We start from the raw sequence: 15,306 nt of genomic DNA, 5'->3' as shown, positions 1-15,306 counted from the left end.
AAGATGTTGAAGGAATCCGTAAAGCAGGTTCGGACAACGAACATGGAACATCTGACAACTCGTCTAAAAGCAAGCGGCAGGCTGGACAGGGTCGTGAAACGTTCGCTTCAGGTGCTGAATATCGCTTTTTATTACTTGGTTATTCTCAGCTTAACGTTCGTATTCCTATATCCCTTGTTATACATGGTATCCAAATCCATGATGCAAGTAACAGACGTAGCTGATGCCACAGTGCAATGGCTTCCGAAAAAGATAAGTTTTGGCAACTATTTTCTGGCATGGGATTCGCTTAAATTCTGGGCCGGGTTCGCAAATAGTGCGATTATTTCCTTCGGGAGTGCGGTTCTGCAAATCTTAAGCTGTTCCTTAATCGGTTATGGTTTTGCCAGATACCGTTTTCCAGGCTACGCAGTATGTTTCGTTCTGCTGCTGTTTACTTTTCTAGTTCCACCGCAGACGATTGTTGTGCCACTGTATTTGTTCTTTAGTGACTTGGGGTGGATTAATACACATTTGCCGTTTGTGGTTCCTTCTATGTTTGGGCACGGGTTGAAGGGGGCATTATTCGTACTGATCTTTATTCAGTTCTATCGCGGAATGCCTAAAGTGTTGGAGGAAGCAGCACGTATCGACGGTGCAGGCGCATTCAGAACGTACTGGAAAATCATGTTTCCTATCGCCAAGCCGGCAATGCTGATCGTATTCTTGTTCTCTGTGGTATGGCACTGGAATGACAGCTTTGAACCGAATACGTATTTAACAACACCGGATTTCTATAATCTGTCGCAGCGATTAGCGATGTTTTATGGTTCCAATAATCAGGCAGCGGAGACGATGTCGCAAATGACTTCGGGTTCTATTGGGATGGCCCCAACTGGACTGAATCAGGTTATGGCGGCCTGTATTCTAACCATTCTGCCAATTCTGATTCTGTATTTGTTCGTACAGCGTCATTTTGTAGAAAGTGTGGAACGCTCCGGTATTGCCGGGGAATAACTTTATTTACTAAAAACCAGCAAGCTCCCTGTGTGGAGGCTTGCTGGTTTTATTTTTAGGTAAAGGGTCTTCAAATTAGTATATCAATTCGGTTAAGATGGATAAGTATTCGATAAACTGTATTAGAAATACACATCCAAACCAAGGGAGTCAGACGATGAATAAACGCACATCGGGATTTGAGCACAGTACAGTATCCATTGCTGAGAAGAAAGTTACTTGGCTGGAGCTATTTTATGATCTGCTTTTTGTAGCAGCAGTTTCAAAAGCGAGCCATGTCCTATTGCATGTAGAGGCGGGTACAATTCCACTTGAATACTTATCCAAATTTATCTTAATATTTATTCCGATCTGGTGGGCTTGGGTAGGGCAATCGCTTTTTGTGAATCGGTTTGGGCAAGATATCTTTTCACATCGGATATTCTTGATTCTACAATTATTTTTTGTATTAATAATGACGGCGAGTTTATCGGTTAATTTTGATCAATATTATATGCCATTCTTAATAGGTTATGTTGGTTTAAGAGCTATGACAGCCATTCAATATCTTACGATAAATAAGAATGAAGCGGCTGATAGAAAGGGCACTGCCCGGTATTTGGGAAGCAGATTTTGGATTGGATTAGTGATCTCTTCTTTATCACTTTTCTTTGACTCTTGGATGCGTTATGTAGTTTTGTATGCGGGAATTACTGTAGACATTCTGCTTCCATTAGTAGGCCGGAAATACTTGGTAAAAAGTCCGATCAATACTCATCATTTATTGGAACGCTTTTCGTTGTTTACGCTTATTCTGCTTGGGGAATCAGTGGTCAGTATCCTTGCGGTTTTACAGTCTAGCCACTGGACGTGGCATTCTGTTGTATTTGCATTATTAACTTTTCTATTAATTATAGCTATGTGGTGGCAATATTTTGATAATGTTGAAAAGAAAGTGGATAAGACTATAGAGACTGCCGGGCAAACCATAATTTACGGGCATTTATTTATTTATGTATCCTTGAGTATGATTGCAGCGTCGATCCAACTGCTATTTTTAGATCAATTAAATTATACATTTATGGTGTGTTTTATTTTTGGATCGGTCCTGCTCTACTTCTTCTCTACCTCACTGGTCTTCCATAAATATAGACGTATACAGCAACGGTTAGGGATATTCCATTTGACGTTATTATTAGGTTTACTTGGTGTTTTTTTCGCAGTAGATTTGTTGTTCCTTATACCTAATTACCTGATCATTGGTGAAATGATGTTATTTTTTGTGGTATATGCAAAATTAACGACGTAAGCTTGTTGTGCTGAAGCTGAATAAGAAAACAAGAAGGAAGCCGATCCGTGTGATCGGCTTCCTTCTTGTTTTAGATCCCATGAAATATAATCTATCTAGTTACGATCGAACGGGGAGGCTTATTTCATAATATGTATAAGATTGTATTTTTTGATGTGGACGGTACTCTAGTGAGTGAAATTGATAGAAGCATCCCAAGATTTCCTGAATTATGGTTCGAACGTTTTCACGGATACGTTATGAATGTGCTTGAAGAAACACAAGTTTCTAAATCAACGGCGATTAAACAGGTGCTGGATTATCTGAATATTTGCAAGTCAGAGGCTATCGCGTTTGGTGACGGTGGGAATGATATCGACATGTTGGAGTATGTGGGATTGGGCATTGCGATGGGAAACGGTGCGGAACAGTTAAAACAAAAAGCCGATTTTGTTACAAAAAAAGCAAGTGAAGGCGGGATAGCCTACGCATTAAAGAAATTTGGCGTCATTTAAGCTTGCAGCAAACGAGTTGAAGAAAAATTAATAGCGATCATTTGTACAAAACTAACAGCGACAGCCCAAGACTTTATCAGTCTATGGCTGCGGCTGCTTTATGGATTGTGTGGTATCCACACATAGAACTGCATGTGATTCCTGGTTCTTACTGCCCTAGAAGAGCTGGCACAATAAATCGGCCGAAAACATTTGCAGGAGAGCCTTTTTTGTACTTATCCGCGGTGATAACGGCAACCAGCTCGTAAGCAGGAACTACAATGATATGCTGCCCTTTAAAGCCGAGTGCAAAATAATAAGGGATCTCGTTCGGCTGTTGCTCTGAACCTGCATTGAATTGGGATACCCACCAATGCCAGCCGTAGAATCCTTTTTGCGGATGATTGGCTTCAACGTAAGGGCGAGTAGATTGCTGAATTGTATCTGAAAAAAGGATTTGCTGATCCTTCCAGCGTCCCTCTTGCAAATAAAGTAAGCCGAATTTCAGCATATCCTCCGGCTTCAGATGAAGTCCGAACCCACCGGTATGTATGCCTTGCGGATCGCTCTCCCAGTGATAGCTTTGAATGCCAAGTGGTTGAAACAGCTGGTCTTCGGCAAATTCTGCAACCGCCTGTCCAGCACAATCACGCAGGATTGCGGACAAGAGCTGAGAGGAGCCTGAGTTATAAGTCATCACGGTTCCTGGTGTATGAGCTAATGGCTGTGCAAGCACAAATTTTATCCAGTCTGCGGTTTTAGTCATGGCCGGAAAAGAATTCTGCCCACCAAACTCTGTCCAGTTAAAGCCTCCGGTCATCGTTAATAAGTGTTCGATAGTGATCTCTCTTTTACGTGGGTCACGATCTTCTTTTAATGAAGGAAAAAATAAAGAAATAGGTGTGTCTGGAGGTGGAATCATTTGTTTATCTATGGCTATGCAAACTAAGGCGGAGAGTATGCTTTTGGTGCACGAGTTGATTTTGCCAAGCTCTTCAGCGATTTGTGGATCGCGGTAATGCTCCAGTATGGGTTCTCCATGTTGAATGATCAAACAACTGCGAATGTCTAGGTTAGTAATACCGTCAATAAGCGGCTGAAGGTTCCAGTCAGTAATGTCGGTGACCCCCTTTCTAGATGAATTATAGCTGCAACTGTTTACCATTATAGCTCACATCACAAAAATGTCGTAATTTCCTGTCGTTAAATAATTATGGAAAATACAAGAAAATATCTGTATAATAATATGAATCACGTGTTAGAGGAGGATGAATTCTTTTGAAAAGCAATAGTACTCTTTTTGTTCATCAAACAGCTAAAACGGTATTAATCACTTCCGTTGCACTCGCGTTACTCTTACCCCCTGGCTTAGCCGCAGCCGATTCTATATCTGTTAGCAGCAACACTTCCGTAACGCAGGTTAGTACGCAATCAGCGGCTCCAGCTACGACTACGAAATCTGAGGCTGATCCTGCAAAAGTGAAATTCACGCAGGAGCAAGCCATTGCAAAGTTAAAAGAACTATTCCCATCTCTAAAAGATGCAACTGTAAACAATGTTCAACTGGGATCTAACCAAAGCTACCCAGCTCCAGCAAATCAAATGATCTGGCATATTCAGTGGCAGGTTCAAGAAGGGAATATAGGATATGGTTTTAGCAGTGAGGTAGACGCCATTAATGGTGATATCATCAACACCTATCTCTCATTCTCCCAGGAGAAGAACGAATCCTATTATCCACCGAAAGTATCGCAGACTCAGGCATTGGAGATCGCCAAGACTTTTGTGGCTAAGGCAGCCTCATCGGTTAAGAGCAGTGAGCTGCAATTAAATGAGAATGTTGGTTATAGTTATTTTTCGGAATCATTATTCGGTCCTGTTCAATATGGATATAACTTCAGTATTCTGAAAAATGGTATTCCTTCTGGATCGGACAGCATTAACATAGTTGTGGATGGTAACGGAAATGTAACGCAATTCTCTAAGTCTTCTCAAGGGCTTGAGTACCCGTCTGCACAGCCCAAGATTACCTTGGAGCAAGCACAGAAGCAATTTGCGGAACAGTTTGATGTGGGCCTATTTTACATTCCTATTTATAAGAACGGAAAACCTAACAACTGGATTCTAGGCTGGCGTCCAATAGATCAGTCTCTATATCCTATCGATGCATTAACGGGCAAGCGGATAGATTATGAAGGAAAAGAATCCGTATCCACCTCAGTCGTGTATTCAGAAGTAGCGAAGAGCAAGGATGTTTTTCAGGCAAGAAGTTCTAGTACAGAGCTTTCTGCAAAAGAAGCAGCACAGCTTGTAGAGAAGGTTGCTTATATCCCGGCAGATCGTAAATTGATCTCGCAAACCTTGAGAAATGACTATCAGGATTCAGATCGGAAAATCTGGCAGCTATACTGGGGCAGTAATGGAAATGATCGTTACATTGGTGCTGGCTTTCCAGAACAATCCTCTGCCGAGATCGATGCAAAGACCGGTGAAGTATTGCAGTACCAGGTTCAAGCTTATGGTGCTATTCAGGATAAGAAGAAGGAAGAGCCGGCACCTGCTGGAGGTAAGAAGCTTAGTGAGGCTGAAGCGAAGGTGAAAGCGCTTAGTATAATTAATAGTCTATATCCTCAGGCGAGCCAGAAGCTAAAGCTGGTAGAATACGGGGATAATTCGAGTTTGACTTCAGACGGATCAGGATATGGATACCAGTTTATTAGATATCATCAAGGAATTCCTGTGAGTGACAGCACCATTACGGTAAGCTTGGATCTTTACGGCAGACTGACTTCTTACATGGGGAATCGGATAAGCGGTATCGATGGAATCACATTATCGCCTGATGCAACAATTTCCAAGAAAGAAGCGCTCGAAAGTTATAAACCTAAATATCAGACTAAACTGAAGTATACTCAGGTTGGCGGATACAATACTTATAGTAACTATGTCGCACCGAAGGTGAAGCTGGTATATGATACAACCTTTGATGAATCTAACGGATTGAATCAGGTTTTGGATGCAGCCACTGGAAAATGGGTTGCGGTGTATGATTACCTCGGTCAGCAAGATGCTCAACTATCTGCAACGGATATCAAAGGTCATGCAGCAGAGCGGGAATTATCAGAATTGGTAAACCACCATGTGATTACACCGGATGCCGATGGCAAAGTGAACCCGGATCAAGAAATAACTGTCGGTGATTGGTTATCCTATCTTGCCAAAGCTTCTAGTCCAAATTTCACCAATTATTATAATAATAATGAACGAAAAACTGTGGCAGGCGTGAAGCCAGAGAATTCATATTATGATGCAGTTATTTTTGCAGCAGATCGTAAATGGATCAATAAGGATGAAAGCCTGCAAGTAGAGAGTAAGTTAACCCGGGAACAGCTTGCTGTTCATCTGGCTAATTTCTTGAAATACAATAAACTCACAGCTTATCTTGATAAAGATGTGACTGTAAGTCAGTTTAGTGATAGCTCAGCTATAAACAATAAAGGGGCCGTGGCTCTTGTTGTGAAATTGGGACTCTTAAAGGATGACAACGGCAAGTTTAATCCGCAGCAGAATGTAACAAAAGCGCAGGCGGCTTCGGTGATCATGAAGCTAGTGGAGCTGCAAGGAAAGACCGATCAGATCATTGGTCAATAAGTGTTAATAAGACAGCCAGGCAGCGATTCTCCGACGATTGGAGAATCGCTGCCTGGTTTTTTAGTTTGCAGCGCGGCGGATTGACTAAAGCATCTCTATCTGGCAAATGCAGTTTCCAGTATTCTCTTAGCATTTTTTGTGCGCCGATTCTTGCTGGAATCCGCAAAATAACTGCATTCTATACAGCTATTTCTTATGCAAAAGGTGAATGTGTATCTTTAATTGCATTCTCTGCAACTAAAAACTAGAGAATTCACCTATTGGCGAGAAAAGCAAGAATATAAGTGTACGAAATACACTTATATCCTTTGGCCGAGTGATTTGATGCATTATAAGTGTACTAAATACAATTAAACGCGTAATGCCGCGTAATTCAATGCTTAATTCAACGCTTAATTCAATCCTCCGCGTAATCCTCAACGCAATCCTCAACGCAATTCTCAACGCAATTCTCAACGCAATTCTCAACGCAATTCTCAACGCAATTCTCAGCGCAATCCTCAGTCCATTCCTCAGCGTAATCCTCAACGCAATCCTCAGTCCATTCCGCCTACACTATGCAACCGCCGGCTCACTATATAGGTAATCTTGATGGCTAAAATTCTTATGGGATAGCATAAGGATCAGCCTCTTTTTTGTGTAATTAATTACCAATACATAGACACTTACAAACTCACAGTATTATGATAATCAGAGTGACCCTAAAGCGGAGCTTTGTTAGGCGAACATGAATAGGTAAAGAAAAGATACCGAATGTAAACGGTTCACACTCGCTGTGTTAACGCTTTCTTCTTACAATTAGGATATAGAAAATAAGGGAGGTTCAATAGATGAAAAGAAAGATTAAAGGCTTGCCTTTAATGGCATCGGCCATTGTTTTATCATTAGTTTTCAGTGGTTGCTCCAGCAATAATAGTGGAAACAGTAGTAGTACCGCAGAGGGAAACACTAGTGCGCAAACGGAAATGGAAGGCGGCCCTTTAACCAAATATGATCCGCCGATCAAACTTCGCTCCACGATGAACGAAACAGGCAAAGAGACGTTGGCGCAGGGCGATACACATTCCAATAACATCTGGACCAGAGGATACGAGGAAGAGCTTGGGATTAAAGTGTCCTATGACTGGATTGTGGCTGATGCTAACTATAACGATAAAATGAATGTTACCTTGGCGAGCGGGGATTTACCTGATTTGTTAAAGGTGTCCACGGTGCAATTCGAGCAGCTTTATGAAGCTGGCATGTTGGAGGATTTGACCGGGGTATTTGATAAATATGCTTCGGATCTTGTCAAAGAATATTACGCTGAAGAGGACGGAGCAGGGCTTAAGCCGGTTACGAAAGATGGAAAACTGATGGCGATGGTAAGCTTCCCGGGTTCGCTGGATTCCTCTGATATGATATGGATTCGAAAAGACTGGATGGACAAGCTGAATCTGGCAGAGCCAACATCCATGCAGGATATTATTAAGATTGCAGAAGACTTTACATTTAAAGATCCAGACGGAAATGGCAAACAGGATACTTACGGCATTTCGTTGAACAAGGACTTGCCAATCAATGCGTTTCTACTCGGGTACCATGCTTACCTGGAAACTTGGATCAAAAACGCCGATGGCGAGGTTGTGAATGGTACGATTCAACCGGAGGTAAAGGCTGGACTTGCGGAGCTGCAAAGATTGTATAAAGAAGGAGTCATTGATCCAGAGTTTGGGGTAAAAGACTTTGCCAAAGCGATGGAGGATGTGAATGCTGGTAAATCCGGTATGTTATTTTTGCCGCAATGGGCCCCTTTCCAAGTAAAGGACATGATTAAAAAGGATCAAAATGTTAACTGGGTGCCTTATCCAGTACAATCTATTGATGACCAACCTGCCAAAACCCAAAACCATCTTACGATTGGAGGCGTATTCGCGGTCCGTAAGGGCTACGAGCATCCGGAGGCATTGATCAAGCTGCTTAACTTCCAAGCAGAGAAAATGTTTGGGGAGTCCGCTAAAACGGAACGGGCAAAATATTTGAACGGGGACACAGGTCTGGGCTTCCAAAACGCGGTTGTATCCAACCTCCCACCGAACAAAAATGTAAAGGCACAGGATGAAGTGGAAAAAGCCCTTGAATCGGGAGATACCTCAAACATGGGCCTTGAAGCTAAATTATTCTATGATGATATTCAAAGCTACCGCGGTGGAGATCTTGATAAATGGCATATGGAACGGATCTTTGGGCCGCTTAGCTCACAATCGGTTATCAAACACTACCGCGACAATGACTTGGTGTTGATGAATGAGTTCATTTATGCCCCAACTAAAACGATGAACAGCAAAGCGGCTACCTTGGATAAACTGCGTGCAGAGACCTTTGTCAAAATCATTTACGGAAGTCTTCCTATCGATGAATTCGACAAATTCGTAGCCAACTGGAAAAAGCTCGGTGGAGATCAAATAACGAAAGAAGTAAATGATATCGTAAAAGCAAACTAGTAAAAACGACGCAGAAGAGGACTGCCCCTAGTCATGATAATGACAAACGGGCAGTTCTTTTTTTGGCTGAACAGCTATTCGGTTCGATAACCAGGTCAACAAAAGATACTTAAAGTCAATACGCTACACTATTAAGGCAATTTGGGGCTGCTCTATAATTGAGATACAAGGAGGAGAAAGCATATGCACTTTAATACTAAGCAATTTCTACGTAATATTCCGCTCCATTTAATGATTTTACCTGCCTTAATAGTAATCATTATTTTTAGTTATATTCCGATGGCTGGCCTTGTAATTGCCTTCCAGAATTTTTCCCCGATTTCAGGGTTTAAGAATATGAACTGGACAGGGCTCGAAAACTTTCGTTATTTGTTTGAGCTTCCCGGTTTTGGTCAGGTCGTATGGAATACTGTATTTATCTCCGTCATGAAAATTATTGCTGGGCTGACCGTGCCAGTTATAGCGGCTTTATTGCTTAATGAGGTTCGTGTAAACGGCTTCAAACGTTCGATTCAGACGATTATTTATATGCCGCACTTTTTCTCATGGGTTATCTTGGGCGGGATTATCGTAGATGTACTGTCTCCGAGCAGCGGGATTGTCAACATGCTTTTAAAAGCACTAGGCATGCAGCCTATTCAATTTCTAGCGGACAATAGCTGGTTCCCATACGTACTAGTGATCACAGATCAATGGAAGGAGTTTGGATTCGGGACGATTATTTATTTGGCGGCTTTAACCAGCATTGACTCCTCTCTTTATGAAGCTGCTGTAATCGATGGTGCCGGAAGATGGAAGCAGACCTGGCATATTACGCTTCCGGGTATTCGCCCGATTATGATCCTGATGCTTACACTCAGCCTTGGCAACGTCCTGAATGGGGGATTTGACCAAGTGTTCAACCTCTACAACCCGCTAGTGTATGAATCAGGCGATATTTTGGACACGATGATTTACCGAATTGGTCTACAGGATGCTCAGTACTCTGTATCGACCGCACTAGGATTGATAAAATCGGTAGTTTCCTTCGTATTTATCGGGCTGGGTTATTATCTGGCGTATCGTTTTGCTAAATATCGGATTTTTTAGAGAGAAAGGAGTGGACTAAATGCACCATACTTCAACTGCTTATCGTTGGTTTCTCCGCTGCAATTATGTATTTCTGACTTTGCTCGCGGTGCTTTGTCTTTTTCCAATCGTGAATATTCTGGCGATCTCTTTCAGCTCCAGCGCAGCTGTTAACGCGGGTAGCGTAACCTTCTGGCCTGTGGATTTCACTCTTTCTTCCTATAAATATATCCTTCAGAACAACCAGTTCATTCACTCCTTCGGAACTAGTCTGCTTCGGGTAGTGCTTGGGGTATCCGTTAACTTGTTGTTTACGATTCTAGTAGCTTATCCGCTGTCTAAAGAGGCAAAGTCCTTCCGCTCACGGACCGTGTATGCCTGGATTTTTGTGTTCACGATGCTCTTCAGCGGGGGTCTGATTCCTGGCTATTTAATTGTAAAAGAAATGGGGCTGCTGGATAGCATCTGGTCGCTTGTTATACCGGGCGCGGTGCCGATCTTTAATGTTCTGCTCATGCTCAATTTCTTCAGAGGTTTGCCAAAAGAATTGGAGGAAGCCGCATGGATGGATGGCGCAGGACACTTACGTACGTTGTGGAGTGTGTATCTGCCGGTATCTATGCCAAGTATTGCGACCATTACGTTGTTCGCTTTGGTAGGTCACTGGAATGCATGGTTCGATGGCATGATTTATATGAGAAGCCCGGAACATTATCCGCTGGCCACCTATTTACAATCCATACTTCAGCAGGTATCGATCCAGACCGAAAATATTACTTTTGAACAAGCTGCGTTATTAAACCAAATCTCAGACCGTACAACGCAAGCCTCCCAGATCTTCTTGTCTATCATTCCGATCCTGGCGATTTATCCGTTCCTGCAAAGATATTTTGTGCATGGACTAGTCGTGGGTAGTGTAAAGGGTTAAACTGGACTGGACCTAAAAATAAGAAGGAGCCTGAACATGGCTCCTTCTTTATTATTATTCGATAGAAGAGGGAGAAAATTCCAATGAAATCATTCTCCATCGGGTGGAACCCCGATTCCATTGTGATCAAGCTGATCGGAGCTTTCCTATTGGTCATGCTTCCACTCTGTGCGCTGAGTATATCTATTACCTACTATAGCTCCAACCAAATGCAAGCTGAAGTGGAGAGGGCGAACGAATCGAAGGTTCATTTTTACTACAGCCATCTTGAATTTGAGCTGCAACGGATAACGGGCTTAGTCACGGAGTACTCTCAGGATGAAACGCTGGCTACCTTCAGTACCCGTATTCCAATTATGAGCCGGTACGAAGTGGATTCTAATCTGAACAATATATACACCAAGCTAAAACAAATCAAAGAAACCAGTCCTTATATTAGTGATGTTGTGTATTATGTCCCGGAAATTAATAAGCGGGTTAGCGCTGCGGTGGGGGTTAGGGATGTCACCAACGAGGAATGGCAAAGTCTGCTGGCCACTATGGGTAATCTGAAGGGTGCTTTATCTAAATACGAAGACGACTTATATTTACTGCGTAGTAATCCTTATAACCTGGATCGCAATCTTTCACCTAATTTTTTGCTGGGAGTGAAGCTTTCCTCACCTGAGCTTGAGTTGCGTTTGAAAGAATTTGCGGTATCAGGGGGGAGCGATATTACGTTAGCCTTCGGCAATAACGATTATGTGATATCAACTTCTGACCAGAAGCCCAGGTTGTTCCCCATAGAGAAACCACTAAATAGTGAAGAGACTGTAAGTGTGCAGCGGTATCGTTTTGATAATTCTTTTTACTATTCGCTCTACGATCACAGCAATAACTTTAGGCTGACCGCAAATATTCCCAATACGGTGCTCATGAAGCCGATTCATGTCTACTCATTGTTGCTATGGTTGTTGTTCGTTGTCTCGATAGTGATCATTATCTTGTTCTCTTTATGGACATACAGGATGATTCATCGCCCGATGTCTATTCTTATCAGGGGGTTTAAGAAAGCGGAGCAGGGGCAGACGGGGATCTTTATAACTCACTCCCGCAGGGATGAGTTTGGGTATCTATATTCTCGTTTCAATGAGATGCTGAAGCATCTGAATACGTTAATCGATGAGAACTACGTGCAGCGTATCCGGACAGGGGAAGCGGAGCTTAAACATTTACAATCGCAGATCACGCCTCATTTTCTCTATAACAGTCTATTTAGCATAAAACAGATGGCTGAGGTGGAAAATGTAGAGCTGATCAAGGAATTCTCTGATTATTTAGGGCAATATTTTCGGTACATGACCCGGGATTCCGCCCAGGAGGTTACTTTGCAGCAAGAGCAGGAGCATGCTTTGGTCTATCTGGCTATACAGCGGATTCGTTTTGGCGCGAGAATTAGAGCTGAGGTAGATGAGATTGCAGCGGATTGCCGGGACATCAAAGTCCCACGGGTTCTCCTGCAGCCCATTATTGAAAATGTATTCGAGCATGGGCTTAAGCAAAAAAGCAGCAATGGCCTATTAAAAATGAGTTATGAAAAAGTTGAGCATACGCTGACTATTATAATAGAAGATAACGGTGACTCACTTAGTGAGGACAAGTTAAATCTCTTGCAGCGCCAGTTCTCCGAGCAGAATGCCATTCAGGGGGAGATCACGGGTTTATTAAATGTAAATCAGAGATTGAGGATCAAATTTGGTTCCCCTTATGGCTTGATGGCAGAGAGAAGCAGTTTGGGCGGACTTTGTGTAAGAGTCAATTTACCGCTTAAAGGGGACGTGCAGGATGCAACGAATGATGATAGTTGATGATGAGCCTAATATTTTGGATGGGCTGTACGAATTTTTTGTAAAGGCAGATTTTAAAGATTTGGAGATCATAAAGGTTCATTCAGCGGATCATGCCATAGACTGGCTTAATACCGTAAAAATAGATATTGTGCTTAGTGACATCTGTATGCCAGGTATGGATGGGATGGCGTTAATTCAGGAAATTGTCGACCGCTGGCCACGTTGTAAAGTAATTCTGCTGACAGGACATAATGAATTCGATTTTGCCCATCAGGCGATCCGAAATCCATGTGTAGTTGACTATTTATTGAAGACAGAGGGGATGGATAAAATTCGTGCCGCTGTGGAGCTGACTTTGGAGAAAATATCTTCAGAAGAGGATTATTTCTATAAAAGCCAGTGGCTTCGCGACAAGCTCCCGCGCGCTCTGCCCCAGTTACAGCAGCAGTTATTACACGATATTCTAAGACGCACCGAACGGATAGACCGGCAGAGCTTGCAGGTTGAATTCGATGCCATTCAGCTCCCGTTCAACGCGGATGGATCCGTCCTGCCTATTATTCTGCGGATGGAGGCTTGGCGAAATTATGAAACGGCTTCAGACCGGAGTTTAATTCGTTATGCGGTAGCCAATATTGCGGAGGAGCTGCTCAGCGACAAGGTTGAAGTTAAGGCTGTGGATCTGGATCCGGGGACGATAGCTTGTTTTGTTCAGCCTAAAAGTGAAAGTGTATCCTCAATCAAGGAAGAAGAGCTCTGGTTAAAAACGCTGCGCTTCGTCCACGGAACAATGGAATCCGTTCAGCAAGCCTGTGGCAAATGTCTGCAACTATCTGTGTCTATCATCGCCAGTGATCAGGAAGTGCATTGGCATGAGCTGAACTATGCCTTGAACCGTTTACGATTAGCCATTTTTGATAGCCCCGGACTTGGGATGGAAAAGCTGCTGAGGATAAATACCAAGGAAGTGGGCCCAAGTCCAGGTTCTATGCATAATCGAAATGCAACAGCGGAACTACTGCTCGACTATTTAAAACAACGGCTGCTTGAAGGTGATCTCGATTGGGGCACATCTTTTCGCAAATGGGTGGAGCTCTCGGGGGAAGGTGGGCCGGAGGATCCTTTTTTGAGATTAAGATTAATGTCTGGGATCAGTAACACCCTGCTGCAGACTTTACAAGAGTTAGGTTTAACGGAAAAAGCACATAGCGGTATGAATTTATCACGCATGTTATATTTTAATATCAATACACACTGGTCGGATGTCATCTCTTTTTATCACACGTTTTTTGAATGGATTATCTCGAACAGAAGCGCTACCTATAAACATGATGAATCGAATATCCTGTCCATGATCCACCAATATATTAAATCCCATCTGGCTGATGATTTGTCCTTAACCCGGATTGCGCAGGAAGTCTCACTTAATCCGTCCTATCTGTCACGCTGGTATAAAAGAACGACAGGGAAGGGGATTTCTGATTATATTCTGGAGAAAAAAGTGGAGCTGAGTAAGGAGCTGCTGCTTGGAACTGCTCTAAAAATGCACGAGATCTCCGGCCAGCTCGGGTTTAGTGATCAGCACTATTTTTTTCGATTCTTCAAAAAAACCGTTGGCTGTACGCCGCAGGAATATCGAGAGCAAAAACGAGGATAAATAAAAATACCCCGAAAGACGGACACCTGTTCAGAAGGTGCATCTTTCGGGGTATGGTTTGTGGCTGTATTTTAACGATTATTTACCGAGTTGTTTGTCTACTTCTCGAACCGGATTCTCGCCAACATTCTCTTCAACCTTGTGGCTACTCATAAACCAGCCGATTACAGCGATGAGTACGAGCACAACGTAGAAGGTGGCTTTCCACCAGGTACTATGTGCGAAATCTTCGGACAGAACACCAAGTGAAGGGTGCGCCAATGTAATGACTGACAGCTTAACACCCACCCAACCTACGATAAAGAAGGCTGCAATTTCAAGTCCTGGACGGGAATGCAACAGCTTAACGAAGAAGGAAGCTGCGAAACGCATAATGACCAGACCGATAAATCCACCGGCAAAGATGACGAGGAATTGTCCGCCATCAAGGCCTCCGATTTTTGGAAGACCACTTGCAGGAAGAGCAACCGCGAGTGCAACTGCGGCTAGGATGGAATCGACCGCGAAGGCGATGTCAGCAACTTCTACCTTCAGAACAGTAAACCAAAAGCTGGATTTCTTTTTATTGACCGCACCGTCAGTGCCGCTTTCAGCAGCTTCATCTGTGACGGGCTTCTTAAACAACAGTTTTCGGAAAATATGATTACCCGCGATAAATAATAAATAAATCGCGCCGATGGCTTGTACTTGCCAGATATCGACCAGATAGGAGATGACAAATAGCGAACCGAATCGGAACACGAAGGCCCCCGCTAATCCGTAAAACAACGCTTTTTTTCTTTCCTCATCAGGAAGGTGCTTAACCATAATTGCCAATACCAATGCGTTATCTGCGGCGAGTAGTCCCTCTAGTGCTACCAGAACAAGCAATACCCAACCGTACTCTAATAATAATCCCCAATCCATTACTGTTGTCCTCCCTTTTTGAATGCA

Annotated in this window: 10 protein-coding genes and 1 pseudogene; 9 read left to right on the top strand and 2 right to left on the bottom strand. The window is 43.0% G+C overall.

Annotation, left to right across the window (positions count from 1 at the left end; genetic code table 11):
* Positions 1 to 3: 3 nt before the first annotated feature.
* From MHB37_RS26040 to MHB37_RS26030, 3 genes and pseudogenes are all read left to right on the top strand, one after another.
* Positions 4 to 996 (top strand): carbohydrate ABC transporter permease, encoded by a 993-nt coding sequence (locus tag MHB37_RS26040; RefSeq protein ID WP_081387615.1) that lies wholly within the window; start codon positions 4 to 6, stop codon positions 994 to 996.
* Positions 997 to 1,195: 199 nt separating this feature from the next.
* Positions 1,196 to 2,284, top strand: a complete 1,089-nt coding sequence (locus tag MHB37_RS26035) for a low temperature requirement protein A (protein ID WP_405169624.1) — start codon at positions 1,196 to 1,198, stop codon at positions 2,282 to 2,284.
* Positions 2,285 to 2,481: 197 nt separating this feature from the next.
* Positions 2,482 to 2,778 (top strand): annotated as a pseudogene (locus MHB37_RS26030) (HAD-IIB family hydrolase); the annotation flags it as partial.
* Positions 2,779 to 2,926: 148 nt separating this feature from the next.
* Here MHB37_RS26030 and MHB37_RS26025 read toward each other — a convergent pair.
* On the bottom strand, positions 2,927 to 3,922 hold the full coding sequence (locus tag MHB37_RS26025) for a serine hydrolase (RefSeq protein WP_340940909.1): 996 nt from the start codon (positions 3,920 to 3,922) through the stop codon (positions 2,927 to 2,929).
* 113 nt (positions 3,923 to 4,035) lie between these two features.
* Between MHB37_RS26025 and MHB37_RS26020 the strand changes: the two genes are divergently transcribed.
* From MHB37_RS26020 to MHB37_RS25995, 6 genes are all read left to right on the top strand, one after another.
* Positions 4,036 to 6,408, top strand: coding sequence for a YcdB/YcdC domain-containing protein (locus tag MHB37_RS26020; RefSeq protein ID WP_405168679.1), 2,373 nt, complete (start codon positions 4,036 to 4,038; stop codon positions 6,406 to 6,408).
* An 830-nt stretch (positions 6,409 to 7,238) separates the two neighbouring features.
* Complete coding sequence (locus MHB37_RS26015) at positions 7,239 to 8,891, top strand: extracellular solute-binding protein (protein WP_076194604.1); 1,653 nt, start codon at positions 7,239 to 7,241, stop codon at positions 8,889 to 8,891.
* 183 nt (positions 8,892 to 9,074) lie between these two features.
* A complete protein-coding gene (locus MHB37_RS26010; protein WP_036679607.1) occupies positions 9,075 to 9,980 on the top strand; it encodes a sugar ABC transporter permease in 906 nt (301 codons plus the stop codon).
* 19 nt (positions 9,981 to 9,999) lie between these two features.
* Positions 10,000 to 10,887, top strand: a complete 888-nt coding sequence (locus tag MHB37_RS26005; RefSeq protein WP_038573097.1) for a carbohydrate ABC transporter permease — start codon at positions 10,000 to 10,002, stop codon at positions 10,885 to 10,887.
* Between the two features lie 83 nt (positions 10,888 to 10,970).
* Positions 10,971 to 12,734, top strand: a complete 1,764-nt coding sequence (locus MHB37_RS26000; RefSeq protein WP_038573096.1) for a sensor histidine kinase — start codon at positions 10,971 to 10,973, stop codon at positions 12,732 to 12,734.
* Positions 12,712 to 14,373 carry a response regulator gene (locus MHB37_RS25995; protein ID WP_076303284.1) on the top strand — a complete coding sequence of 554 codons (1,662 nt, stop codon included), beginning with the start codon at positions 12,712 to 12,714 and terminating at the stop codon, positions 14,371 to 14,373. The genes MHB37_RS26000 and MHB37_RS25995 overlap by 23 nt, the downstream gene beginning before the upstream one ends.
* A gap of 78 nt (positions 14,374 to 14,451) precedes the next feature.
* On the opposite strand, the gene MHB37_RS25990 is transcribed toward MHB37_RS25995, so the two are convergent.
* Positions 14,452 to 15,279 (bottom strand): TerC family protein, encoded by an 828-nt coding sequence (locus tag MHB37_RS25990; protein WP_036679597.1) that lies wholly within the window; start codon positions 15,277 to 15,279, stop codon positions 14,452 to 14,454.
* Between the last annotated feature and the right edge of the window lie 27 nt (positions 15,280 to 15,306).

The sequence above is a fragment of the Paenibacillus sp. FSL H3-0286 genome, from assembly GCF_045040705.1.
Taxonomy (GTDB): domain Bacteria; phylum Bacillota; class Bacilli; order Paenibacillales; family Paenibacillaceae; genus Paenibacillus_AQ; species Paenibacillus_AQ odorifer.
This window is presented reverse-complemented; position numbering and strand designations above follow the sequence as displayed.

What these genes read in the sequence shown, in the direction of transcription:
- MHB37_RS26040 (WP_081387615.1), top strand. Translation starts at nt 4, where the DNA reads ATGTTGAAGGAATCCGTAAAGCAGGTTCGGACAACGAACATGGAACAT.
- MHB37_RS26025 (WP_340940909.1), bottom strand. Translation starts at nt 3,922, where the DNA reads ATGGTAAACAGTTGCAGCTATAATTCATCTAGAAAGGGGGTCACCGAC.
- MHB37_RS26015 (WP_076194604.1), top strand. Translation starts at nt 7,239, where the DNA reads ATGAAAAGAAAGATTAAAGGCTTGCCTTTAATGGCATCGGCCATTGTT.
- MHB37_RS26010 (WP_036679607.1), top strand. Translation starts at nt 9,075, where the DNA reads ATGCACTTTAATACTAAGCAATTTCTACGTAATATTCCGCTCCATTTA.
- MHB37_RS26005 (WP_038573097.1), top strand. Translation starts at nt 10,000, where the DNA reads ATGCACCATACTTCAACTGCTTATCGTTGGTTTCTCCGCTGCAATTAT.
- MHB37_RS26000 (WP_038573096.1), top strand. Translation starts at nt 10,971, where the DNA reads ATGAAATCATTCTCCATCGGGTGGAACCCCGATTCCATTGTGATCAAG.
- MHB37_RS25995 (WP_076303284.1), top strand. Translation starts at nt 12,712, where the DNA reads ATGCAACGAATGATGATAGTTGATGATGAGCCTAATATTTTGGATGGG.
- MHB37_RS25990 (WP_036679597.1), bottom strand. Translation starts at nt 15,279, where the DNA reads ATGGATTGGGGATTATTATTAGAGTACGGTTGGGTATTGCTTGTTCTG.